At 72.9% G+C, this 22527-nt stretch carries 22 protein-coding genes; 14 read left to right on the top strand and 8 right to left on the bottom strand.

Going from position 1 to position 22527, the window contains the following annotated elements; all coding sequences use genetic code 11:
- The first annotated feature begins 254 nt into the window (after positions 1 to 254).
- The 3 genes from ACFVXG_RS27370 (at position 255) to ACFVXG_RS27380 (ending at position 3476) form a co-directional block, all read left to right on the top strand.
- A complete protein-coding gene (locus ACFVXG_RS27370) occupies positions 255 to 1733 on the top strand; it encodes an FAD-binding protein (protein ID WP_387931091.1) in 1479 nt (492 codons plus the stop codon).
- Between the two features lie 57 nt (positions 1734 to 1790).
- The gene (locus tag ACFVXG_RS27375) at positions 1791 to 2252 is read left to right on the top strand and encodes an SRPBCC family protein (RefSeq protein ID WP_387931092.1); all 462 of its coding nucleotides are present in this window, start codon (positions 1791 to 1793) and stop codon (positions 2250 to 2252) included.
- Between the two features lie 444 nt (positions 2253 to 2696).
- Complete coding sequence (locus ACFVXG_RS27380; protein ID WP_387931093.1) at positions 2697 to 3476, top strand: class I SAM-dependent methyltransferase; 780 nt, start codon at positions 2697 to 2699, stop codon at positions 3474 to 3476.
- A 289-nt stretch (positions 3477 to 3765) separates the two neighbouring features.
- Here the strand turns inward: ACFVXG_RS27380 and ACFVXG_RS27385 are convergent, their stop codons facing one another.
- A complete protein-coding gene (locus ACFVXG_RS27385) occupies positions 3766 to 4494 on the bottom strand; it encodes a TetR/AcrR family transcriptional regulator (RefSeq protein ID WP_387931094.1) in 729 nt (242 codons plus the stop codon).
- 90 nt (positions 4495 to 4584) lie between these two features.
- Between ACFVXG_RS27385 and ACFVXG_RS27390 the strand changes: the two genes are divergently transcribed.
- A complete protein-coding gene (locus ACFVXG_RS27390) occupies positions 4585 to 5154 on the top strand; it encodes a DUF1707 domain-containing protein (protein WP_387931095.1) in 570 nt (189 codons plus the stop codon).
- Positions 5155 to 5450: 296 nt separating this feature from the next.
- Here ACFVXG_RS27390 and ACFVXG_RS27395 read toward each other — a convergent pair whose 3' ends face one another.
- Positions 5451 to 6275 carry an SAM-dependent methyltransferase gene (locus ACFVXG_RS27395; protein ID WP_387931096.1) on the bottom strand — a complete coding sequence of 275 codons (825 nt, stop codon included), beginning with the start codon at positions 6273 to 6275 and terminating at the stop codon, positions 5451 to 5453.
- Positions 6276 to 6585: 310 nt separating this feature from the next.
- Between ACFVXG_RS27395 and ACFVXG_RS27400 the strand changes: the two genes are divergently transcribed.
- The gene (locus ACFVXG_RS27400; protein WP_387931097.1) at positions 6586 to 7218 is read left to right on the top strand and encodes a hypothetical protein; all 633 of its coding nucleotides are present in this window, start codon (positions 6586 to 6588) and stop codon (positions 7216 to 7218) included.
- A 115-nt stretch (positions 7219 to 7333) separates the two neighbouring features.
- On the top strand, positions 7334 to 8749 hold the full coding sequence (locus tag ACFVXG_RS27405) for a M64 family metallopeptidase (protein WP_387931098.1): 1416 nt from the start codon (positions 7334 to 7336) through the stop codon (positions 8747 to 8749).
- Positions 8750 to 8824: 75 nt separating this feature from the next.
- Here the strand turns inward: ACFVXG_RS27405 and ACFVXG_RS27410 are convergent, their stop codons facing one another.
- Complete coding sequence (locus ACFVXG_RS27410; protein ID WP_387931099.1) at positions 8825 to 9184, bottom strand: hypothetical protein; 360 nt, start codon at positions 9182 to 9184, stop codon at positions 8825 to 8827.
- Positions 9185 to 9226: 42 nt separating this feature from the next.
- Positions 9227 to 9586, bottom strand: a complete 360-nt coding sequence (locus ACFVXG_RS27415) for a hypothetical protein (protein WP_387931100.1) — start codon at positions 9584 to 9586, stop codon at positions 9227 to 9229.
- Positions 9587 to 9920: 334 nt separating this feature from the next.
- Here ACFVXG_RS27415 and ACFVXG_RS27420 point away from each other — a divergent pair, with 334 nt between their 5' ends.
- Positions 9921 to 10358 carry a DUF6234 family protein gene (locus ACFVXG_RS27420; protein ID WP_387931101.1) on the top strand — a complete coding sequence of 146 codons (438 nt, stop codon included), beginning with the start codon at positions 9921 to 9923 and terminating at the stop codon, positions 10356 to 10358.
- Between the two features lie 179 nt (positions 10359 to 10537).
- On the opposite strand, the gene ACFVXG_RS27425 is transcribed toward ACFVXG_RS27420, so the two are convergent.
- From ACFVXG_RS27425 to ACFVXG_RS27435, 3 genes are all read right to left on the bottom strand, one after another.
- Complete coding sequence (locus tag ACFVXG_RS27425) at positions 10538 to 11140, bottom strand: DUF1772 domain-containing protein (RefSeq protein WP_387931102.1); 603 nt, start codon at positions 11138 to 11140, stop codon at positions 10538 to 10540.
- A gap of 232 nt (positions 11141 to 11372) precedes the next feature.
- A complete protein-coding gene (locus ACFVXG_RS27430; RefSeq protein WP_387931103.1) occupies positions 11373 to 12020 on the bottom strand; it encodes a hemerythrin domain-containing protein in 648 nt (215 codons plus the stop codon).
- A gap of 83 nt (positions 12021 to 12103) precedes the next feature.
- Positions 12104 to 12946, bottom strand: a complete 843-nt coding sequence (locus ACFVXG_RS27435; RefSeq protein WP_387931104.1) for an NmrA family transcriptional regulator — start codon at positions 12944 to 12946, stop codon at positions 12104 to 12106.
- 428 nt (positions 12947 to 13374) lie between these two features.
- On the opposite strand from ACFVXG_RS27435, the gene ACFVXG_RS27440 reads away from it, so the two are divergent.
- The 4 genes from ACFVXG_RS27440 (at position 13375) to ACFVXG_RS27455 (ending at position 16377) form a co-directional block, all read left to right on the top strand.
- Complete coding sequence (locus tag ACFVXG_RS27440; protein WP_387931105.1) at positions 13375 to 13785, top strand: hypothetical protein; 411 nt, start codon at positions 13375 to 13377, stop codon at positions 13783 to 13785.
- An 83-nt stretch (positions 13786 to 13868) separates the two neighbouring features.
- A complete protein-coding gene (locus ACFVXG_RS27445) occupies positions 13869 to 14279 on the top strand; it encodes a hypothetical protein (RefSeq protein WP_387931106.1) in 411 nt (136 codons plus the stop codon).
- A 73-nt stretch (positions 14280 to 14352) separates the two neighbouring features.
- The gene (locus tag ACFVXG_RS27450; RefSeq protein WP_387931107.1) at positions 14353 to 14766 is read left to right on the top strand and encodes a hypothetical protein; all 414 of its coding nucleotides are present in this window, start codon (positions 14353 to 14355) and stop codon (positions 14764 to 14766) included.
- A gap of 114 nt (positions 14767 to 14880) precedes the next feature.
- Complete coding sequence (locus tag ACFVXG_RS27455) at positions 14881 to 16377, top strand: MFS transporter (RefSeq protein ID WP_387931108.1); 1497 nt, start codon at positions 14881 to 14883, stop codon at positions 16375 to 16377.
- Here the strand turns inward: ACFVXG_RS27455 and ACFVXG_RS27460 are convergent, their stop codons facing one another.
- Positions 16378 to 18015, bottom strand: coding sequence for an alpha/beta hydrolase (locus ACFVXG_RS27460; RefSeq protein ID WP_387931109.1), 1638 nt, complete (start codon positions 18013 to 18015; stop codon positions 16378 to 16380).
- A gap of 299 nt (positions 18016 to 18314) precedes the next feature.
- Between ACFVXG_RS27460 and ACFVXG_RS27465 the strand changes: the two genes are divergently transcribed.
- The 3 genes from ACFVXG_RS27465 (at position 18315) to ACFVXG_RS27475 (ending at position 22384) form a co-directional block, all read left to right on the top strand.
- Complete coding sequence (locus ACFVXG_RS27465; RefSeq protein ID WP_387931110.1) at positions 18315 to 19133, top strand: BTAD domain-containing putative transcriptional regulator; 819 nt, start codon at positions 18315 to 18317, stop codon at positions 19131 to 19133.
- A 93-nt stretch (positions 19134 to 19226) separates the two neighbouring features.
- Positions 19227 to 20015: an SDR family NAD(P)-dependent oxidoreductase gene (locus ACFVXG_RS27470; RefSeq protein WP_387931111.1), complete on the top strand. Its 789-nt coding sequence runs from the start codon at positions 19227 to 19229 to the stop codon at positions 20013 to 20015.
- 62 nt (positions 20016 to 20077) lie between these two features.
- Positions 20078 to 22384: a condensation domain-containing protein gene (locus ACFVXG_RS27475; protein ID WP_387931112.1), complete on the top strand. Its 2307-nt coding sequence runs from the start codon at positions 20078 to 20080 to the stop codon at positions 22382 to 22384.
- The last annotated feature ends 143 nt before the right edge of the window (positions 22385 to 22527 follow it).

A 22527-nucleotide genomic window follows, 5' to 3' on the forward strand; every position in this document is an offset into this window, starting at 1 on the left:
TCTGGCCCACCTACACCCGCCGATACCAACAACAAACCCGCCACTTCGACCACACCAACTACCACACCACCACCCACACCCCCACCCCATAAACCAGCCACCCGGACACCCCCCCCTGGCCTGCCCACGGCAGGCCACACGCATACCCCCACCCCGTCACACCCGCCGCACACACACCACCAACCACCCCACACCCCAGGGCCCCTGGCCCCCGGCCCCGCCCGTCACCTCTACGGAAAGGAATCCCGCCACCCATGAACCGCCCACCCCTGACCCGACGCACCCTGCTCACCGGCCTGGCCGCCACCGTCATCGGCTACAACACGACCACCCGCGCCTGGGCCACCGCCGACACCCCCGTCACCGGACGCCTGTGCCCCGTCCCCGCACTCGAGGGCACCCTCACCACCGCGTCCGCCACCACCACCGCGTTCGCCCAGGACTTCGGACGCCTGGTCACCACCACGCCCCACGCCGTCCTCACCCCGGGCTCCGTCCAGGACATCGTCAAGATCATCGACTACGCCCGCGCCAACGGCCTCAAGGTCGCCATGAACGGCCAGAGCGGCACCGGGAACGACCTCGAATCACACTCCAACTACGGCCAGGCCGGCGCCGCCGGCGGCATCAGCATCAACGCCCGCGCTCTCAACCGCATCCACGCGATCACCCCCACCAACGCCACCGTCGAGGCCGGCGTCACCTGGGCTCAACTCACCGACGCCGCCCTCCAGCGCGGCCTCACCCCGCCCTGCCTCACCGACTACCTCCACCTCTCCATCGGCGGCACCCTCTCGGTCGGCGGCATCGGCTCCACCGTCCAGAAGTACGGGCTCCAGACCGACACCGTCGAATCCCTCGACATCGTCACCGGCACCGGTCGCCTGCTCACCGCCACCCCCACCCGCAACGCCGACCTCTTCAACGCCGCCCTCGCCGGTGCGGGACAGGTCGGCATCATCGTCCGCGCCACCGTCAAGCTCATCCCCGCCCCCGAGCGCGCCCTGGTCTTCAACCTCTACTACACCAACCTCGCGACCTATATGAGTGACCAGGAAACCATTCTGAACGACGGTCGCTTCCACTCCCAGGTCGGCGAAATCCAACCCCAACCCGTAGGAACCCCCACCCAATACAAAATCGAAACCGTCGCTTATTACAACGGCACCACACCCCCCGCTTCCGCCCCCCTCCTCGCCGGCCTCACCCCCAATCCGCAACAGACCATCATCACCGACACCACGTACCGCGACTACACGTTCCGCGTCAACGCCTTCGCCGACAACCTGAAGAACACCGGCTACTGGGACCAGCCCAAGCCCTGGCTGTCCCTCTTCCTCCCCGCCAGCGCCACCCACCAGTTCCTCACCCAGACCGTCCCCACCCTCACCCCCGACGACCTCGGGGCCGGGCTCCTCCTCTGCTATCCGTTCCACACCAACAAGATCACCCGCCCCCTCGCCATCACCCCCGACGAACCCACCGCCTACCTCTTCGACTTCCTCACTTTCCCCCACCCCGGAACCGACCCCCAGCCCGCCCTCGCCCGTAACCGCACCCTCTACGACAACGCCACCAAGCTCGGCGCCAAGCGCTATCTCGTCGGCGCCGTCCCCCACATGACCACCACCGACTGGCAGCGCCACTACGGCCCCCAATGGGCCACCCTCACCACTGCCAAGCGCACCTACGACCCCGCCCACACCCTCACCCCGGGACAGCACATCTTCTGAATCACCACCCCGGAGATCCAGAACGCGAACCCGATCCCAAACCCGGAAAGGAAACCCGTGCACACCATCAACCACACCGCCACGACGATCCTCCCCGCCCCGGCCCACATCGTCTGGCAGCACCTCTTCACCGAGCTCAACGGCACCTCCACCTGGTGGCACCCCCACAACACCTTCCGGCCCGGCCCCACGCCCCCTGACCACCTCGGCGGCGCCACCCACGTCACCGTCCACACCAACGGTGTCAACAAGCCGGGCCCCAAGATCCACTTCACCGCCACCACCACCCACATCACCCCCGGCACCCACTACGCCGCCTCCCACACCGGCCACTTCCACGGGCACACCACCATCCACCTCACCCCCCACGACGACACCCACACCCACCTCGCCTACACCTTCACCGCCACCCCCCACGGCTGGCCCCACCTCCTCCCCATCAGCAAGATCCACGCGAACCACGCCGCCGCCACCAACACCGCCCTCACCAACCTCCACCGCCAGCTCACCTCCCACTGACCGTCAAGACAGCTACCAGAGGCTGTAGCCATGCAGGCCAGTACCGACGACAGCGCCGCCGCCCGCGAGTTCGTGGACGGCGGCGTCGGCCTGCTCCGCACAGCCCGGCGGTACGAAGGGTCTTCGTCCGAGCGCCGCGAACCCGGAGGACACCTCCGCGCACCTGGTCCGGGCCCTCGCCCTGATCAACCCGCGGGATCCGCCCGGCGAGCCCGACCGACTGACCGACTGACCGACTGACCGGTGAAGACCCCGGACACGACCGAAAACCGGCCGCGGAAACTGCGCAGCTACGGCTACCCCACCGTCTCCGCGGAGCCCCTGCCGCGCTCCCGCGCCACCCGGTCACCGCTACACCGCCATGAAACCGGTGCGGAGGCGGCGGAAGTTGAGGAAGTGATGAGAAATCCCGCCCGAGCGCCCGGGCGTCGATAGCGTGGCCGGATGGATCACGACCGACAGCGTCTCCACGCCTCCTCCTTCGGTGCGGCTGCGGCCGCCTACGCCGAGCACCGTCCGGACTACGCGCACGCCGCGGTGCGGTGGGCACTCGACGCCGCGCCCGGGCCGCGGGTGCTCGATCTCGGGGCCGGGACGGGCAAGTTGACGGCCACCCTGCTCGAACTGGGGGCCGAGGTGATCGCGGTCGAGCCGGATCCGGCGATGCTGACCGAGTTGCGCCGCTCGCTGCCGACCGTCCGGGCGCTGTCGGGCAGCGCGGAGTCGGTTCCGCTGCCGGACGCCTCGGTGGACGCCGTGCTGGCCGGCAACGCGATGCACTGGTTCGACATGGCGGTCGCCGGGCCGGAGATCGCCCGGGTGCTGGCGCCCGGCGGCGTCCTGGCCGGACTCTGGAACCTGCTGGACGACCGGGTCGAGTGGGTCGCCGAACTGGCGCGGGTGAGCGGGGCCGCGGCGATCGGGCCGCGTGACACGCCCGCCGCCTGGCGGGCCGAGACGGCCGGTGCCCACCTCCCGAGGAGCGGCGGGGCGGTCCGCTTCGGCGAGGCGCAGCAGGACGTCTTCCCGCACGGCCAACCCCGCACCGCCGATTCGCTGGTCGCGACCCTGGCGACGCGCGCGGGGATGCTGGTCATGCCGGACGAGCGGCGGGAGGCCGCACTGAGCCGGATCCGGGCGTTCCTGGCGGGCCGTCCGGAGACCGCGGACGGCGGGTTCACCCTGCCGATGCTGACCGGAGTGCTGCGCACCCGCCGGCTGTGACGGCTACCGTCCCCCAGCCATGGAAGGCGGTGAGCAACACCTGGTAGCCGGCGGCCTGTTCGGAGGCGCCCGCGCCAGTGCACGTCGCCCCACGAGGTGCCCTGCCGTGCGGCTCGTCGGCCGAGGAGCCGGGCGCTTCGGCCCCCACCGCGGCCGGACGAAGAGCATCCGACGGCGGCAAGGAGGACCACCGCCACCGACCTGACCGCAGCGGCGGTCCTGCTCCTCGGGGTCCACTGCCGCGAACTCCCCATCTGCCCACCGTCAGCGTTCAGTTGGCCAGGCAGACCTACGCCGCCGTCCCCGGTGGGAGGGCGGCGGCCAGGCAGTCGAGGACGCGCTCCAGCCCGTGGTGGAACTGTTCGTCGCGGCTGAGCCGGGGCTGGCGCGCCTCCAGTGCGATCCGGCCGAAGATCGGGTATTCCCCACTGTCCAGCAACTGTTGGACGTACGGGAGGCTCCGCGCCAGCCATTCGGTCTCGCTGAGGCCGCTGCGCCGGACCTCCTCGGTCCAGCTGACCTCGTCGCGGGCGGCGCCCTCGACGTAGCCGTTGAGGAGCGCGATGAGGCCGAGGTTCTCGTCGATCGGGACGTGGGGGTCGAGCACGCCCATCACCCCTTCGATCAGCCGGAGTTGGTTGGGGCCGAAGCCGGGCAGGGCGCGGTGCGCGGTGGCGATCCACGGGTGCCGCAGCCACATGGCCCGCAGGCCGTGGGCGTAGCGGGTCAGGTCGGCGCGCCAGTCGCCGGAGGGCATGCCCTCGACGTCGATCTCGCCCATCAGCCGGTCGGCCATCAGCTGGATCAGCTCGTCGCGGCCGGGGACGTACCGGTAGAGCGACATCGCGCCGGCGCCGATCTCGGCGGCGATGCGGCGCATGGTGGTGGCCTCCAGGCCTTCGGCGTCGGCGATCCGGACGGCGGCCTCGGTGATCTGCGCGCGGCTGTAGGCGGGTTTGGGTCCGCGGGCGGGGCGCTCGGGCCGCATCCAGATGTTCACGTACTCGGCGTCGGTCACCGTCGGCCCTTCTTCTTGCGTACACGGTACCCAGTAATCTAGCTTGGCCGCCATGACCGCGTACAACGTACTCAGTCCAGGGGTGGCGTGATGGAGAGCAGCACGAACGGGTCGACACCGATCAGCGACGCCGAGCGCGACACCACCGTCCGGCGCCTCCAAGAGGCTTACGCCGAAGGGGGGTTCACCTTCGAGGAGTTGGACGAGCGACTGCAACGGGCCCTCACCGCGACCACGCCCGACGAACTCGCCGCGGCCCTCACCGGACTCCCGGAACGCGCCACCGAGCCGGCGGCAGCAGTCGCGGCCGAGCCCGCGGTCACCCTCACGGGCGACGCCCTCGGCGGCCGGATCCGGCGGCGCGGCGCCTGGCGCGTCCCCCGCGTCCTCACGGTGGCCTCGGCGCTCGGGCGGGTGCGACTGGACCTCTCCCGGGCGGTCATCGAGCACCCGGTGGTCGACATCCAACTGCACCTCGGCACCGGCGGGGCGGGCATCACCGTGCCCCGGGACGCGGTGGTCGACCTCACGGGCCTGCACAGCGGCCTCAAGGCGCCGCGCTACCGCCCCCGCCGCCCCGGACGCCCGGACGGGCCGACCATCCGGATCTCCGGAGTGGTCGGGATCGGGCGGCTGAGGATCCGCCACGCCCGGTGGTGAACCTCGGGCGCCCCCACGCCGCCCGCTCCGATCGGGCGCCCGCCAACCGACGGTACCCGACCGATCATCTCCAACTCACCAGTGGATCACCGGACTCAGAGAGGCATCGCAGGTCCCGGAGGGCGGCACCGACGCCTGTCGTCGCGAGTCCGGGCAGCGGCGCACACGTCGTCCGGATCGACTTCTGGGCCACCATCGACGGCCACTGCGGCTACTACGGCGACGTGGAGTCACCGGTCACCTCGGTGTTCTGAGCCACACGGGCCCACAGGCCCTCGGGCAAACGGACCTGCAGCTCACCGCGAGGCGGTGCGCACCGCCTCGATGAAGCCGCTGGTCCGGCTGGCGCCCTCCGGCAGCGGCCGGCCGTAGGTCTCCCCGACCTCCGTGAGGGCTGTGGTCCGGGCCTCCCAGCCGTGGGCGTTCAGCCACTGGTCGGTGTCGGGCCCGAGCCCGCCCTGCCAGAGCTCGGTGACCTGGGCCAGCGCCGGGTCCTGCGGGGTCCGGGAGACGTCCCGGCCCCGCTCCATCAGCAGCCGGCTGCCGGGGGCGGACAGCGAGCCGACCGCCGTGAGCAGCCCGGCCGCCTGCTCGGCGCTCAGATACACCAGCAGGCCCTCGGCCAGCCAGGCGGTGGGCCACTGCGGGTCGAAGCCCGCCTCGACCAGGCGGCGCGGCCAGGCCGGGTCCAGCAGGTCGCCCGGCAGCACGGCGCGCCCGCAGGTCGGCGCGGCGCCGGCGGCGTCGAGCACCTGTTCCTTGAAGGCCATCACCGGCGGCAGGTCCAGCTCCCACAGCCGCGTCCCGGCGGGCCAGTCCAGCCGGTAGGCCCGGGTGTCCAACCCGGCCGCGAGCAGCACCACCTGGTCCGCTCCGGCGGCCAGCAGCCGGTCGTCGTAGAAGCGGGTCCGCAGCATGACGTGCACGGCCAGCCGGGCGCCGAGTTCGCTGCGCGGCCCCTCCGCGGGGGCTTCGGTGGGCATTCCGGCAGCCTCGGCGAACCGGGCCGCGTACGGGTCGGTGAACAGCGGCTCGGGCCGGTCGCCCTCGCGGGCCCGCACCAGCGCGGCGTACAGAGCGGTTCGAGAGACCGGGCTCATCGCTTCAGGCGTCGACGTCATGCCCGCCAATCTACTGCCGCTCACAAGTCCGCTCCGGCCAGGGTGAATTCCTCGCGCACCCCGCCGTTCCCTGGCATGATCCGTGCTACTACGCCCGGCGTCGCGACGGCTGCACACCGGGACGGCCGGGGCCGGGGGGCCGGGGAGGCGGAACGGGTGGGGGTGCCGATGGACGCGTGGACCGTACGGACACCGGGCGGTGACGATGCCTGAGGACGCGGTTCCCCTCCGGTACCGGCCCCGGCCCCGGCCGTCGAAGCGGCGGCCGTCGCCGACCCCCGACAGGCGGCTCCGGTCCGCCGCCCGGGTCGTGCTCGTCGTGCTCGGTCTCGCCCTCACCGTGCTCGGCTTCGTCCGGTTCACCGACACCTTCGAGGAGGTGCGCGACCACTACGCCACCCCGGCCTGCACGGCCGCCGCCCGACCGGGCGACGACTGCACGAGGCAGGAGAGCGGCCGGGTGACGAGGAAGCGCGAGCCGGCCGCCGACTCCGATTCGACCAGCTATCTGCTGACCGTGGCCCGGGAGACGGCGCCGACCGAGGAGTACGACGTCGGCAAGCCCTTCTTCGACGACGTCAACCCCGGTGACACCGTGGACCTGAAGGTCCTGCACGGCAAGGTCTTCGAGCTCGACTTCCACGGGCACCGCTCCCAGACGGAGACCGCCCCGTGGGCCTCGTGCGCCCTGATCGGCGGGCTGATCGCCGGTGGTCTGGTCCTGCTGCTCACCGACCCGCGCCGCCGGCAGGCCCTGGACGAGCTGTTCATGGCGGTGGTCATGGCCGTGGTGGTCGTGGGCCTGACGCTCCTGGCCGCGATGAGCCTGGTCAGCTTCCAGTGGCCGCTGGTCATCACCCTGGTCGTCGCCGCCGTGTGCTGGGCGGGCGTGGGCGCCCTCTGCCGCATCATCCTCTTCGGCGAGTTCTCCGGAGACTTCTGACCGGTCACGCCAGATCCGCCCCCGAACTACGGGGCACCGGCGGATCCTCAGTGATTGTCAGGTCCCGAACAAGGGAAGGAGCCTCCCCACACCGCCGCCCACCGGGAGGACCTCCGTGCAGATCAGGACCAGAAGAGCGACCAGGACCAGGACCGCGTCCGCCCTGCTGACCGCCGCCCTCGCCGCGGCCCTCCTCGGCGCCGCACCCGCCTGGAGCGCGCCATCCGACTGGAGCGCGCCACCCGCGCGGAGCGGGCCGGGGCCGGGCACCTCGAACACCCCAACCTCAAACACCCAGGCCTCGAACACCCCGACCGCGGACGGGCCCCGGCACCCGGTGGAAGCCTTCACCGAGGACGGCACCATCTCCCGCGCCACAGCCCCGGCCGCCTCCCCGTACCTGGCCGCCCCGCCCGCCGGCCTCACCGCCCCGGGCGCCCACGGCGACGGCGAGGTCACCTCCCTCGTCCACAACGGCGAACCGGCCACCAAGCTGGACGTGGTGGTGATCGGCGACGGCTACTCCGCCCAGGAGCAGCAGAAGTTCCGCACCGACGCCGCCGAGAAGTGGCGGGAGATCACCGCCGTCGAGCCGTACGCCACCTACCGGCAGCTGTTCAACGTCTGGGCGGTGTCCGCCGTCTCGCCGGAGTCCGGCGTCACCGGCGATCCGGACCAGGCGACCGTCCGGCACACCGCGCTCGGCTCCTACTTCTGGTGCGACGGGGTGGAGCGGCTGCTCTGCGTGGACGAGAAGGCCGTCGAGCGCTACGCGGCGAAGGCACCGCAGGCCGACCTGGTGATCGTGGTGGCCAACAGCGCCAAGTACGGCGGCGCGGGCTACAACGACGTCAAGTCCCCGCTCGGCTACGAGGGCATCGCCACCGTGGCGGGCGGCAACGCGAAGTCCGGGCAGATCGCCGTGCACGAGACCGGCCACTCGCTGGGCAAGCTCGCCGACGAGTACGCCTACGACGCCCAAGGCACCTACCAGGGCGACGAGCCGCCCGAGGCCAACCTCAGCACCCTGACCGCCGACCGGATGCGCACCCAGGGCACCAAGTGGTCCCGCTGGCTCAGCCAGTCCTCGCCCGACGGCGGGACGGTCGACAGCTACGAGGGCGCCGGCTACTACCCGAAGGGCCTCTACCGGCCGACGGAGAACTCGATCATGCGCTCGCTCGGCCGCGAGTTCAACCTGCCCGGACGGGAGGCGATGATCGCCGGCTTCTACCGCCACGCCACCCCGCTGACCAGCGCCACCCCCACCGGCCGCCGGCTCACCACCGACGACCGCCTGACCGTCGACCTGCCCGTACCCGGCACCCTGCTGCACTGGTACCTCGACGGGCGCGAGCAGCCCCGACTGCGCGGGCGCACCGCCCTCGACCTCGACGCGCTGCACCTGACCGGCCCGCGCTCGCGCCCGCACCTGCTCACCGCCGTCGCCACCGACCCGACCCCGGCTGTCGCGGACCCGGCCATGCGGGCGGAGCTGACCGGCAGCCTGTCCTGGCTGGTGACCCGCTAAGCCCGCGAGCCGCCGGCCCAGAGCCCTGTCAGGCCCAGGGCACCGTCAGGCCCGGCGTCCTGTCAGGCCCTGCCGTCAGGGCGACGGCACCGGGCCCGGCAGCGGTCCGCCGCCGGGCCCGGGCCGCCAGAGCCGCCCGCCAGGAAGGTTCTGGCGGGCGCCGAGGAAGTAGTCGATGCCGTCCTCGAGGCCGAGCGGCCCGAGCAGCTCCTCCAGCGGCCCCCACAGCGGCGGCGGGACGGGCCAGGAGCCCGTCATCATCCAGTCGTCGCCGCCGAGTTCGGCCGCGAAGAGGTGGCGGATCCGGAGGTACTCCTCCCGGCCGAGCCACCGGGAGGAGTGCTGGCGGTCGTCCGCCCCGTAGCCCTCCAGCTCCCAGAGCACGTTCCGGCCATCGGCGAAGGGGTACTCGCGCTGAGCGTGATCACTGTCCACGCCCGCACAGTAACAACCCCCGGCTGACCGGCGGCCAACGGCTCAGGTGGCCGGCCGACGGCACTCCGGGCCCTCCGGGGGCCGGCGCCGCAGCGGCGCCAGTTCGCGCTCCAGCGTCCGGACGTCGCGGGCGATGCACGTCGCGAGCTCCTTCGACCCGGCGTCGCCGGGCAGCCGGCGCGTCCAGGAGCGGGGCTTGGCCGGACCGTCCTGGACCATGTGGAAGGTGAGGCCCACCACCGCGCCGACATCGGCCAGGCTCACCAGGATCCGCGTGTCCGCGAGGTCGATGGTCACCTCGTTGCCGATGCACGAACAGGCCACCAGGCCCTCGATCTCCTCCTCCGCCAGGTACCTGGCCAGCGGAACCGCCCTCCCCCGGACCAGAAACGGACGTGCCACCGAACCCATCGGACCCACCCCCTCTCGCCGTACGCGTGCCGCCCGGCCGGGCGCAAGCGCGCCGCAACGGACCGGGTCCCGCCCATGCTCCACCACCCCGCAGCAAAGCGCCAACTCCCCGTCTCACCTAGTGATTTGAGCGCAGGCACCCGACCGGCGCACCGGCGCACGCCCGGGCGCACCGGGCGCTGGACCGAGTGGCGCACCGGGTGGCTCACCCGGCGGCGAAGCGGCGCTGCGGCCGCGGCGGGCCCCGGCGGGGGCCGTTCGTCGGCGACGGATCTGAGTATCCGTACTCAGGTCCGCCCCACCCCTCCTCTGGCAGGCTGTCCGCATGCCGTCGAACGACCGCGCCACCCCCGCTCCCACCCGGCTCCGCCGCCTGCGGCGGCCGCAGCGGCCGCACCCCGCCCACGACCTCGTGGTCGGGGTGGTGCTGTTCCTCGCCCTGGGAATCGCCTACGTGGTGCGGATGTTCGGCTACGGCATGGACCTCTGGGCGGCGCAGGGCGCCGACGGCGCGGCCGACCGGGTGGCCCGCGCCCAACTCGGCTTCACCTGGGGCCTGCTGTGCGTCGCGCTCGGGCTCGCCGGGGTCGCTTCACTGCTGCGGGCGCGCTGGACGGCGGTGATCCAACTGCTGGCCGCGCTGGTGCTGTTGGCCTTCGCACTGCTGCTGCGGCACGACTGGGAGCGCAGCCACCCCGCACCGCCGGCGCCGCTGCCCAGCTGGTACGTGCCGTGCTACAGCGGCAGCGGGCGGTGCAACTGACGCGCCCGGGGCCCGGGCACGCGAAGTGCCCGCCCGCGCGAGGCGGACGGGCACCGGGGAAGCACCGGGGCCGGAGCCCCGAACGGTCTGCGGCTCAGCGGCCGAAGCAGCTCAGCGGACGGAGCGGTTCAGCGCCCGAAGCAGCTCAGCGAACGGAGTGGCTCAGCAACCGAAGCCGCTCAGCGCCCGAAGCGGCTGAACCGGCCGTGCAGGACGAGCGCGCGGCTGAGCGCGAGCAGGCCCGCCGTGCACAGCGCGGTGCGGAACATGTTGGCCGCCACCCACGTCCCCTCGAAGTGCGTGCGCACCGCGGCGAAGTCGTGGATCTGGGACGGGTCGCCGGCCGCCGCCAGGTCGTTGTTCAGCGGGATGTTCACCCCCATGGTGACCATCAGCGCCACCACGTACAGCAGGGTCGCGCCCGCCGCCCACAGCGCCGCCTGCCGCCGGCCCGCCTTGTGCTGCAGCCAGGCCGCGATGCCCGTCGCCACGAAGGCACCGGTGAAGACCAGGCCGAACATGCCGTTCTCGATCGACTTGTTGATGTGCTGCATCGCCGTCACGTACGTCCGGTCGTCACCGGCCGCCAGGCCCGGCATCACCGACACGTCGAAGGCGAAGAACAGCCCCGCCATCAGCCCCATCGCGATGGTGGCACCCACCAGGACGGGACCGGCGGCCCTGCCCGGCCCGGCGCCGTGGGCCGAACTCCCGTGCCCCGTACCGCCGATGGCGGACGGCGCGGAGTAGGACTGCGGAACAGTGCTCTGATCCGAACGCATCAAGGACCCCTTTACTCTCCCGGCCCCGCGGGGTGCGGTGCCGACGAACTTTCGGAACACGCGGCACCCCCCACCGTGCGGTGGGCAGCGCAACAGAACCGCGACAACCGGAACCGCGCCTGGCGGCGGGGCACTTGCCGGGGCCGCCGGTGCCTGGCCGGGCGGTGCCGGGTCGGGCTGGACCGGGTCGGGCGGTGCCGGGTCAGGCGGGACCGGGCCCGGGCGGGTCGGCTCAGAGGACGGGGCCCAGGGTGCGCCGGTAGCGCCGGTCCAGCACCGTCCGCCCGAGCAGTCGCACGGGGGCCGGGATGGTCGCGGACACGGCCCGTACCGAGGCCGGGTCGGCGCCGTCGAACATCCACGGCTGCAGGTAGGTCATCACCTGGCCGGGCGCGCTGCCGATGATCCGGCGCTCCACCCGCAGGTACTCCTGCACCGGCAGCCCGGCCAGCGCGGGGAAGACCACCGGCTCCTCGTGCCCCAGGTGCTCGCGCACCAGGCCCTGGAACGCCCGTGCGGCGTCCGGTAGTTCGGAGCTGCGGCCGGCGGCCAGCACCCCCGCCACCCGGCTCATCGTGCGGTCCAGCGCCTCGTGGTCCTGCTCCAGCACCCCGCTGCCCTCGAAGCCGGCCACCCGGTCGCGCAGGTACGGCCAGAGGATCTCGTCCTCGCTGTGGTGGTGCCAGTCGATCACGGCGCGCAGCCGCCCGAACCACTCGGCGAGCGCGGCCGGGGAGCCCGACGCGCCGCGGGCGGCGACCGCGGTCAGCCGGGCCGCGTCCCGGCGCATCGCGACGTGCATCAGGCCGAAGCCCCGGATGTGTTCGGGCAGTGCGCCCAGTGACTGCTCGCTCGACCAGACCGTTGTGCCGTCCGACATGACCAGACCTCCAGAGTCCGTTCGGTTTCTCGATCAACACCCGTCCGGTGGAGGCCGGTTGCGGCCGCCGTCGGCGGGTCTGCTCAGGTGTTCCACACGCCGGTGGCGGCGGCCGCCCGGGCGTAGTCCGCGAAGTCCCTCGGCTCGCGCCCCAGCGCCCGCCGCACCCCGTCCCCCAGCGAGGCGTTGCGGCCGTCCAGGATCACCGAGAACAGCTCGGCGAAGTCCCCCGGCAGCCCCGCCTCCTCCAGCACCAGCCGGTAGGCCTCCGGCGACACCGGCGCGAACCGCACCTCCCGGCCCGTCACCGCCGACAACTCCCGCGCCACATCCGCGAAGGACAGCAGCCGCGGCCCCGTCAGCTCGTACACCTCACCCACGTGCCCCGCCCGCGTCAACGCCGCCACCGCCACATCAGCGATGTCCTCCACGTCCACGAACGGCTCCACCGCACCACCCACCGGCAGCGCCAACTCCCCCGCCAGCACCGGCTCCAGGAAGAACGACTCACTGAAGTTCTGGTCGAACCACGCGCACCGCACCACCGTCCACACCGCCCCCGACTCCATCACGGCCTTCTCCCCCGCCTCCGCCGCCTCCTCACCACGGCCCGACAGCAGCACCAGCCGCCCCACACCCCGCTCCACCGCCCGCCGCGAGAACGCCCCCACCGCCTCCACCGCCCCCGGGAACGCCAGATCCGGGCAGTACGTCAGATACGCCGCGCTCACCCCCTCCAGCGCCGCGTCCCACGTCCCCTCGTCATGCCAGTCGAACGGCACCGCCGCCGACCGCGACCCCACCCGCACCGCGTACCCCAGCGCCGACAACCGCTCCGCCACCCGCCGACCCGTCTTGCCCGTACCACCCACCACCAGCACCGCACCCGCACCGACCGGCAGATCCACCACACCCGCACCAGCCATCACGACCACCCTCACTCGGAGTAGGAGAAACCAGCGGACCGGACAAGAGCCCCGCAGGGCCCCCGAACCGTCCGTCCTCGTGTCCACCAGTCAAATCCACGCCGGGCCGACGAACCATAGCCTCCGCTCTCACGTCCATGCGTGAGCGTCTACGCCGCCCGCCATGGCGACGGCCACAGCTCTCCGCCACCCACCACAACACACCGCGTCCGGGGTCGAAAGCGCTTTCCAGCGCCCCTCGACCGGCCTTCCAGTACCCGGGCGTCCATCGGGCGCACGGCGGCCGTTCGGACGCCCCGACGACGCTCGCATATGCGCGCGGGCGGCACCGCCGGGCCGCCGGGACCCGGACTTGCCCCACGGCAGCCGCCGGGCATAGTTTTGAACTCGTTCAGTTTGAACCTGTTCAAAGCCACCGGGGGGACCGGATGTCAGGACACCTCTTCACCCGCCGAGCCGACCGGCCCTGGCCGATCGCCCTGTTCGCCGCAGCCACCTGGGTGCAGCCCTGGGTGACGAACACCCACCACATCAACCCCTGGCTCATCGCCCTCTGGCTGGTACTCGGGGCACTGACCGCACTCCCGCTGCTGATCGCCGACCCCGTGAGGTTCCGCCAGGCCTGTCTGACCGTCGGCGGGCTGCTGCTCGGGCTCGAGGTCCTGATCTCGCTCCCGTTCCTCCTGATCATCCTGCCGTTCTACGTGGCGCTCTTCCCCGCCGGCGCCCTGCTGCTGCTCGCGGGCTGGAGGCGCCGGGGGCCGGCCCGCGGCATCCTCACCGCCGTCCTGCTCGTCGTCCCGTGCCTGATGGCCGTCACGTCGCTCCTGCCCCGCTGACCACACCCCGAGCGGCACCGGTTCACCACCGGGCGCTCGACACCCAGTCCTCGATCCGCCCGAAGCACCATGGGGGCACCCACATGACCGACCATGCGTTCCCGCGCCGCACCGACCGGCCCTGGCTGATCGCCCTGTTCGCCGCAGCCACCTGGGTGCAGCCCTGGTTCCTGATCGACACGTCCGCGACCTGGTGGGCCGCCACCCTCTGGTTCCTGCTCCTGGCACTCACCGTGCTGCCCCAGGCGGTCACCGACCCCCTGTGGTTCCGCCGGACCTGCCGGATCGTCGCCGGGGTGGTGCTCGGCACCGAGATCGCGGTCTCCGCGCCCAACCTCCTGCCCCTGCCGTTCCTCCTCGTCCTCTTCCCCGCGGGCCTCCTCCTGCTGCTCGCCGGCTGGGGGCGCGGCAGCCCGGTCCGCGGGTTCCTCGCCGCCCTGCTGCTCGCCGTCCCCTTCCTGCTCGGCTTCGCGACGCTCTGCAGGCCCCGCTGACCGCCCCCCTGATCAGCTCCGGCACGCGGCCGGACCACTCACGCCCCCAGTCGCCGCCCTCAGGAGATCGACCATGAACGAACGTCCGTTCCCACCCAGGCCCGACCGCCCGTGGCCGATCGTCGCCCTGGCCGGGGCCAGCTGGCTGCCGCTCTGGGCGGTGGCGCGCGACTACGCCGACGGGAAGGCCGTCGCGATCTGGCTCCTGCTGCTCGTGCTGACCCTGCTGCCGCTGCCCTACGGCGATCCGGTGGTGTTCCGCCGCACCTGCCTGACCATCGGCGGGCTCCTGCTCGCCACCGAGTTCGTGCTCTCCCTGCCGTACCTCCTCCTGGTCCTGCCGTTCTTCATCGCCTTCTTCCCGGCCGGCGTGCTGCTCCTGCTCGCGGGCTGGCGGCGCGGCGGCCGGGTCCGCACCGGCCTCGCCGCCGTCCTGGGCGCCTTCCCCTTCGTGATCACCGTCGGACTCCTCTGCCACCCCCACTGACCCCGCCCGGGCGGCGCCCCGGCCGCCACCGGGGCATCATGACGGAGGAGTCGCCATCGTTCACCGAGCGTGACGGACGGGCGGCGGGCATCCGGCCGGCGAAGGAGGACCGTCATGACCGATCCGGCGAAGTCGACCTCGTCCCGACAGCGGCCGACGCCGCCCGGGGTGATCGCCACCGACGTGCCCGCCCGGCTGGACCGGCTGCCCTGGTCCCGCTGGCACTGGCGGATCGTGATCGGCCTGGGCACCGTCTGGATCCTGGACGGTCTGGAGGTGACGATCGTCGGCAACATGGCCGGCCGGCTCGCCCAGGACGGCAGCGGCATCGCCATCACCACCACCCAGGTGACCACCGTCGCGGCCGCCGTGTACGTGGCGGGGGCCTGCGCCGGGGCGCTGTTCTTCGGCTGGCTGACCGACCGGCTGGGCCGCAAGAAGCTGTTCATGGTCACCCTCGCCGTGTACCTGGCCGCCACCGCCGTCACCTCGCTGTCCTGGACGGCCTGGTTCTTCTTCCTCTGCCGCTTCTTCACCGGCTTCGGCATCGGCGGCGAGTACGCGGCCATCAACTCGGCGATCGACGAGCTGATCCCGGCCCGGGTGCGCGGCCGGGTCGACCTGATCATCAACGGCAGCTTCTGGGTCGGCGCCGCGGTCGGCGCCTTCGCCTCGATCGCCCTGCTCAACACCTCCCTCTTCGCGACGGACCTCGGCTGGCGGCTCGCCTTCGGCATCGGCGTGGTCCTGGGCCTGGTGATCCTGCTGGTGCGCCGGCACGTCCCGGAGAGCCCGCGCTGGCTGTTCACCCACGGGCGGGCGCCGGAGGCCGAGCAGGTGGTGGCCGAGGCGGAGGAGGCGGTCGAACGGGAGACCGGGGCGCCGCTGCCGCCGGTCACCAGGGAGCCGATCCTGATCCGCGAACGCGCGCCGCTGGGCTTCGGCGCGGTGCTGCGCACGGTGATCGCCCGCTACCCGCGCCGCACCGTGCTCGGCCTGGCGCTCTTCATCGGCCAGGCCTTCCTCTACAACGCGGTGACCTTCGGCTACGCCACCATCCTGACCACCTACTTCGCGGTGCCGGAGGGCGACACCGGCTACTACTTCGCGGTGATCGCGGTCGGCAACTTCCTCGGCCCGCTGCTGCTCGGCCACCTCTTCGACTCGATCGGCCGCAAGCCGATGATCGCCGGCACCTACATCGGCTCCGGCGTCCTGCTGTTCGCCACCGCCGCGCTCTTCCAGCACGGCTCGCTCTCCGCCGCCTCCATGACGGGCTGCTGGACGGCCGTCCTGTTCCTCGCCTCGGCCGGGGCCAGCGCGGCCTACCTGACGGTCAGCGAGATCTTCCCGCTGGAGACCAGGGCGCTGTCCATCGCCTTCTTCTACGCCGTCGGCACGGCGGTCGGCGGCATCAGCGGCCCGCTGCTCTTCAACGGCCTGGTGAGCAGCGGCGAGGTCTCCGACACCACGCTCGCCTTCTGCGTCGGGGCGGCACTGATGACGGCCGCCGGCCTGGTCGAGGCGGCGATCGGCGTACGGGCGGAGCGGCGCAGCCTGGAGTCGCTGGCTGCGCCGCTCAGTGCCGTCGCACCGTCGAAGGGGCCCTAGCTAGCGGAGCACCCCGCGCACGGCCTCGGGGTCGGTGGGCGCGAGCGGGGCGGCCGGGGCGGTGGTGAGCGCCTTCGCGGTGGCGGGCGGCGGGGTCACGTACACGGGCGCCGGGTCGTCCTCGGGGGCGCAGGTCTTGGCGATCCGTCCCTTGCCCTGGGGCAGGCTGCCGTCGCGCAGGTAGGCGGTGAAGGTGTCGTCCAGGCAGGCGTTGCCGTGGAAGAGGATCTCGTGGAAGCTGCCGCCGTTCTGGACGACGAGCTTGGAGCCCGGCAGCGCGTCGTGCATGGCGAGGCCGCCCTGGTAGGGGGTGGCGGCGTCCTCGGTGGCCTGGAACAGCAGGACGGGGGGCAGGCCCTTGCCGGTGATCTTGAGGCGGCCCGCCGGGTTGCCCTGGTAGGGCCAGAACATGCAGGCGGCGTTGTACCACATGTTGTTATAGGCGTAGAAGGGCGCGCGGGCGTCGACCTTCGCCTGGTCCTTCTTCCAGAACTCCCAGTCGCGCGGCCAGGCGTTCTCGGTGCACTGGGCGGCGTTGTAGGCGGGGAAGGCGCCGTCGTCGGCGCCGGGGGCCGCGTACTTGTTGTAGGCGATGTTCAGCGGCCGGGTGTCGTGCTGGGTGAGGTAGCCGGAGAGCACGGTGGCCATCCGGGGCCAGCGCAGGAAGTTGTAGCCGCCGCCGTAGAAGGTGTCCTCGAACTCGGCGGGGCCGATCTTCCCGGGTGCCGGGGCGGCGTCGACCGGGTCCTTGCGCAGCGCGTCCTCGACCTGGTGGTAGGCCCGGGCCACGGCGGCGGGGTCGGTGCCCAGGTGGTAGGTCTGGTCGGCCTTGGCGGTCCAGGCGGTGAAGGCGTCGAAGCGGCGCTGGTGTTCCTCGTCCTGGAGGACGTTGTGGTCGTACCAGCTGATGGTCGGGCCGACGATGCTGTCCAGCACCATCCGGCGCACGTGCGAGGGGAAGAGCTGGCCGTACGTCGAGCCGAGCGAGGTGCCCCAGGAGCCGCCGTAGTAGTTGATCTTCGATACGCCCAGGGCCCGGCGGATGCTGTCGAGGTCGCGGGCGTTGTCGACGGTGGTCATGTGCGGCAGCAGCCAGGACCAGTCGGCCGCGCAGTCGGCGGCGTAGCCGGCCGCCTTCTTCAGCCAGGCCTTCGAAGTCCCCTGGCTCAGCTGGTAGTCGGGGCGCTCGGCGTCGAAGTAGTGGGCGTCGCAGATGACATGGGGGTCGCTGCCGTTGGTGCCGCGCGGGTCGAAGCCGATCCAGTCGTAGGTCGAGGCGACGTCCGCCGGGATCTTTCCGGCGATGTAGGCGGGCATCCAGAGGCCGGAGTCGCCGGGGCCGCCGGGGTTGAGCAGGATCGGGCCCTGCTGCTTGTCCTTGGGTGCGGTGGCGGGCAGCCGGTTGAGCTTGATCTTGATCTTGCGCCCGCGCGGGTCGGCGTAGTCCACCGGAACGTCGAGCATCGCGCACTGGAGCGCCGGGGTTGCGGCGTCGTTGCAGGAGCTCCAGGCGAGCGCGCCCTGGCCGGTGTCGACCAGGTCGGGGGCGTCGGGTTCGGTGGCGGAGGCGGGGCCGACGAGCCCGCCGAAGGTGGCGACGGCCGCGGCGGCCGCGAGGAGGGCGATGGCTTTTCTCATGGGGAGCATGATGTGACATGTGCAATGGCACATCCAGGGGGTGGACCGGACTTTACCAAGCTTTGACCCGACCCCGGACGTCCGACCACCCGTCAGAGCCCTGACCTCCCGGGGAGGTCGACCGCACGGACACCCTCGCGTCAGCCCGCCCGGAACCGCACTCGATCCGCGCTCGAGGAATCCGGCCGCCCCCGCCCGGCGCAACTAAGGTGCGACGCGTCCACCCGACCATCCCTCGGATTCGAACACACACCCGTCCGGCCGAGCCGCCGCCACGCCCGTACGAGAGGAGAACCGCCATGCACCTCAAGGTCCTCGGCCCCCTCACCGCCGACCTGAACGGCATCTCCGTCGTCCCCACCGCCGCCAAACAGCGCCAGATCCTCGCCCTGCTCGCGCTGTACCCCAACCGGATCCTGCCCACCGCGACCCTGATCGAGGAGATCTGGGGCGACGACCCGCCGAGACAGGCGCTCACCACCATGCAGACGTACATCCTGCAACTGCGCCGCCGGATCACCCAGGCCCTCGGCCCGACCCCGCACATCACCGCCAAGGACGTCCTGACCACCCGGCACGGCGGCTACCAACTCACCGCCCTCCCCGACGCCCTGGACGTGCACACCTACAACCTGCTGATCACCCAGGGCCAGCACGCCTTCAACCACGGCCACGACCACCAGGCCGCCACCCACTTCCGCCAGGCCCTCGCCCTCTGGCACGGCCCCGCCCTGGTCGACGTCCGGCCCGGACCGATCCTCAGCATCGAGATCATGCGCCTGGAGGAGAGCCGGCTGATCACCCTGGAACGCCGCATCGACACCGACCTGCGACTCGGCCGGCACAACGAACTGATCCCCGAACTCACCCACCTCACCCACCAGCACCCGCACCACGAGGGCCTGCACGCCCAGGCCATGGTCGCGCTCTACCGGGCCGGCCGGCAGACCAACGCGCTCTCCGCCTACCACCACCTCCGGCACCGGCTGACCAACGAGCTCGGCATCCAGCCCTCCCCGCACCTCCAGCACCTGCACCACGCCATCCTCAACCTCGACCCCACCCTCAACACCCCGACCACCGCACACCCGACGACCTACAACCTCTACTCCGCCTGAGCCGTGTCCGAGCCCCAGGACGCACGACCACTACTCCGCCCGAGGCGCACCCAGGACGCAGCACCTCTCCCGCCCTCACCCACAGGACCCGTCATGACCACCGAACCCGAGAAACCCCTCGCCCTGATCACCGGCGGCACCCGCGGGATCGGCCTCGCCATCGCCCGCGAACTCGGCAGCCGCGGCCACCACGTCTACATCTGCGCCCGCACCGCCGAGCACATCGGCGAGGCACTGGACACCCTCCGCGACGAAGGCCACCAGGCGGACGGCTCCACCTGCGACGTCCGCGACCCCACGCAGGTCACCGAGCTGGTCCAGCGCACGGTCGCCGCGCACGGCCCGATCACCGTCCTGGTCAACAACGCCGGCCGCACCGGCGGCGGTCCGACCGCCACCACCACCGACGACCTCTGGTACGACGTCATCGACACCAACCTGAACGCCGTCTTCCTGGTCACCCGGGAGACCCTCAAGCACGGCCGGATCACCACCACCACCCACCCGCGCATCATCAACATCGCCTCCACCGCCGGGAAGCAGGCCGTCACCTACGGCGCCCCGTACACCGCGAGCAAGCACGCCGTGATCGGCTTCACCCGGGCCCTGGCCAAGGAGCTGGCGCCGACCGGCACCACCGTCAACGCCATCTGCCCCGGCTACGTGCACACCCCGCACACCACCCGGATCCACCACGAGTACGCGACCGCCTACAACACCACGCCCGAGACGATCCACCAGCACTTCCAGACCCACATCCCGCTCGGGCGCTACACCACCCCCGAGGAGGTCGCCTCGCTGGCCGGCTACCTCACCAGCCCCACCGCGGCCAGCATCACCGCCCAGGCACTCAACGTCTGCGGCGGCCTCGCCACCCAGTAGCCCCGGCCCGCACCCGGGCCGGCCGACGGGAAGGAACCGGGCCAGGAGCCCGTTGATCAGCGATGACGACCCGCCAGTTCTCCAGCGCACCCGTCACCCTGCTGGTGGCCGGCGCCCCCGCGGTCGCGCCCTGCCTGCCCGCCGCCCGTCCGCCGAGGGCACTCGACCCGGCCGCGGTGAGCGCCGCGCTCGCCCGGACGGCGTCCCGTCCCCGCCCTCGCGCCCACACCCACCCCGGCCTGCCCCAGGCCGTTCCCGGCCCGCGGCTGCCGGAGTTCCTGCTGGTCGAGCTGCACCGGTCGTACGAGCCCGCCGCCCTCCAGGACGCCCTGCGCGCCGCCGCCCGGGGGCCCGCCGCTCGGAAGCCCGCCGCCGACCTGCTGTGGCAGCGGGCGGTGGCCGGCCCCGCCGGGCTGGACGGCGTGCTCGCCGACCTGGGCCGGTCCCTGGCCGCCGGGCCGCCGCTGCGGGCCGTCCTGGTGACGGACCTCCGCGGCGGCCCCCAGCGGCTGTTCGTGGGCATCGCCCCCGGCCCGCCCGGGCACGCCGTCGGGCTGCTGGAGGAACTGCGGGCGGCCCTCGCCCACCCGCCGGAGCCCGTCACCGTGCCGACCAGCGCGCTGCAGCGCGAACTGCTGCGCCAGGTGATCGGCCGCGCCGACCACGGCGGGCGGCACATCGAGCAACTGTCCTGGAAGTGGCACGGCCCGCTGGACACCGAGCGCTTCACCGCGGCCTGGCAGTCGGTGACCGACCACGAGACGGTGCTGCGCGCCTCCTTCGACTGGGAGCGGGACGGCAGCGGCGACCCGTGGATGGTGCTGCACGAGCACGCCGCCCCCGAGGTCACCCGGCACCCCCACGGCAGCCTCGGCTGGGACGAACTGCTGGCCGCCGACCGCCTGCGCGGCTTCGACCTGCGCCGCCCCGGCCTGCTGCGCGCCACCCTGCTGGACGCCCCGCAGACCGAGGACGAGGGCCCCGCCACCCGGGTGCTGCTCACCTACCACCACGCCATGCTGGACGGCTGGAGCGTCCGGCTGCTGCTGCAGTCCTTCTACCGCGCCTACCTCACCGGCGGGGTGCTCCCCGGCGGCGAACGGCGCCCCGACCTGCGCGACCACGCCCGCTGGCTGGCCGCCCAACCCACCGTCGCCGCCCAGGAGTTCTGGTCCACCCGGCCCGCTGCCACGGCCCGGCTGCCACTCGCCCCGGACCCGCGCCGACGCGGCAGCGGCCGGGCCCGGCGCCGGCTCACCCCGTACGAGGCGGTCAAGCTGCGCGGCTGGGCGGCGGCCCTCGGCGCGGGCGAGAGCAGCGCACTGCAGGCCGCCTGGGCGCTGCTGCTGTACCGCGCCGCGCAGTCCGAGCAGCCGCGGCGCCCGGCCCGGGCGGTCCGGGTCGGCTTCGCGGTCGCCGTCTCCGGCCGCGGCATCCCGCTGGAGGGCGTCGACCGGCTGCCCGGCGCCCTGCGCAACCCGCTGCCGGTCTCGGTCCGGGTCCACCCGGGCACCACCGTGCCGCAGTTGCTCGCCACCCTGCGCGACACCGTGCTCGACCTCGCCGCCTACGAATGGGTCTCCCCCGGCCAGGCCGAGCGCTTCGGCCCCGACGGGCGGCGCGGCCGACGGCCGGACAGCCTGGTCGTCCTGGAACACCAGCCGATGACCGCACACCAACGACGACTGGAGAGCGACCTCGCGGCGCACGGCATCCACGTGGAGACGCCCGTTCCGGCCGGCACCTTCACTTCGTACCCGATCACCCTCGCCGCGCACTACGACGCGACCGGCGGACTCGTCCTCACCACGACCCACGACCGGGCACTGCTCACCGACCAGGACGCGGCCGAACTCCTCAGCCAGAGCGCCCACCTGCTGCGCAGCTTCCCCGACCTGCCGAGCGGACTGAGCGCCACCGAGGTGCTGCGCTCCACCCTCGCCGGGCAGCCCGCCCCGCGCCCCGGCGAGCCCTGCCCCGCCACCCCGGACGCCGCTCCGCCCGCTGTCCGGCTGGACGTGCTGCACCGCGCCGAACGGCCGGGCGCCGGCTGGGTCCTGCTGCTCCCCCCGCCCGGCGCCCCGCCGGCCGGCCACCCCGACGACCCCTCCGCCGCCCGCGCCTGGCCCGGCCCGCAGGCCCTCGGCGTGCTCCACCCGGACTCGGATGACACCCCGCCCGAGGCCTACCGCCCGGTGCTGGCACCGCTGTTGGCGGGCTGCGCGCCCGTCGCCCTGGTCGCCCCGCCGGGCCGGGGCGTCACCGCCTACGAGATCGCCCGACTCGGCCCGCCCGGCCCGCCGCCCCAGGTGGTACTGCTCGCCGCCGGGGCCGATCTCCCGGCGCTGGCACCGCTGTTGGCGCCGTAGGCCCGCTGCGGCCGCAGCGGTACTCGACGGGACCGCGAACGGAAAGTGGACCAGGAGGGCTGATTTCACGTCAATTATCTTTCCCCACGGGCAATTCACGGATTTCCCACCCCGTAATCGGCCGGTCGATGGTGCGCTAATCT

This window comes from Kitasatospora sp. NPDC058162 (genome assembly GCF_042884005.1).
GTDB lineage: Bacteria > Actinomycetota > Actinomycetes > Streptomycetales > Streptomycetaceae > Kitasatospora.

Excerpts from the sequence above, each read along its gene's own strand:
- ACFVXG_RS27465 (WP_387931110.1), top strand. The coding sequence starts at position 18,315 with ATGCACCTCAAGGTCCTCGGCCCCCTCACCGCCGACCTGAACGGCATC.
- ACFVXG_RS27425 (WP_387931102.1), bottom strand. The coding sequence starts at position 11,140 with ATGCGTTCGGATCAGAGCACTGTTCCGCAGTCCTACTCCGCGCCGTCC.
- ACFVXG_RS27435 (WP_387931104.1), bottom strand. The coding sequence starts at position 12,946 with ATGGCTGGTGCGGGTGTGGTGGATCTGCCGGTCGGTGCGGGTGCGGTG.
- ACFVXG_RS27460 (WP_387931109.1), bottom strand. The coding sequence starts at position 18,015 with ATGAGAAAAGCCATCGCCCTCCTCGCGGCCGCCGCGGCCGTCGCCACC.
- ACFVXG_RS27420 (WP_387931101.1), top strand. The coding sequence starts at position 9,921 with ATGCCGTCGAACGACCGCGCCACCCCCGCTCCCACCCGGCTCCGCCGC.
- ACFVXG_RS27470 (WP_387931111.1), top strand. The coding sequence starts at position 19,227 with ATGACCACCGAACCCGAGAAACCCCTCGCCCTGATCACCGGCGGCACC.
- ACFVXG_RS27475 (WP_387931112.1), top strand. The coding sequence starts at position 20,078 with ATGACGACCCGCCAGTTCTCCAGCGCACCCGTCACCCTGCTGGTGGCC.
- ACFVXG_RS27440 (WP_387931105.1), top strand. The coding sequence starts at position 13,375 with ATGTCAGGACACCTCTTCACCCGCCGAGCCGACCGGCCCTGGCCGATC.
- ACFVXG_RS27445 (WP_387931106.1), top strand. The coding sequence starts at position 13,869 with ATGACCGACCATGCGTTCCCGCGCCGCACCGACCGGCCCTGGCTGATC.
- ACFVXG_RS27455 (WP_387931108.1), top strand. The coding sequence starts at position 14,881 with ATGACCGATCCGGCGAAGTCGACCTCGTCCCGACAGCGGCCGACGCCG.
- ACFVXG_RS27390 (WP_387931095.1), top strand. The coding sequence starts at position 4,585 with ATGGAGAGCAGCACGAACGGGTCGACACCGATCAGCGACGCCGAGCGC.
- ACFVXG_RS27450 (WP_387931107.1), top strand. The coding sequence starts at position 14,353 with ATGAACGAACGTCCGTTCCCACCCAGGCCCGACCGCCCGTGGCCGATC.
- ACFVXG_RS27370 (WP_387931091.1), top strand. The coding sequence starts at position 255 with ATGAACCGCCCACCCCTGACCCGACGCACCCTGCTCACCGGCCTGGCC.
- ACFVXG_RS27395 (WP_387931096.1), bottom strand. The coding sequence starts at position 6,275 with ATGACGTCGACGCCTGAAGCGATGAGCCCGGTCTCTCGAACCGCTCTG.
- ACFVXG_RS27430 (WP_387931103.1), bottom strand. The coding sequence starts at position 12,020 with ATGTCGGACGGCACAACGGTCTGGTCGAGCGAGCAGTCACTGGGCGCA.
- ACFVXG_RS27380 (WP_387931093.1), top strand. The coding sequence starts at position 2,697 with ATGGATCACGACCGACAGCGTCTCCACGCCTCCTCCTTCGGTGCGGCT.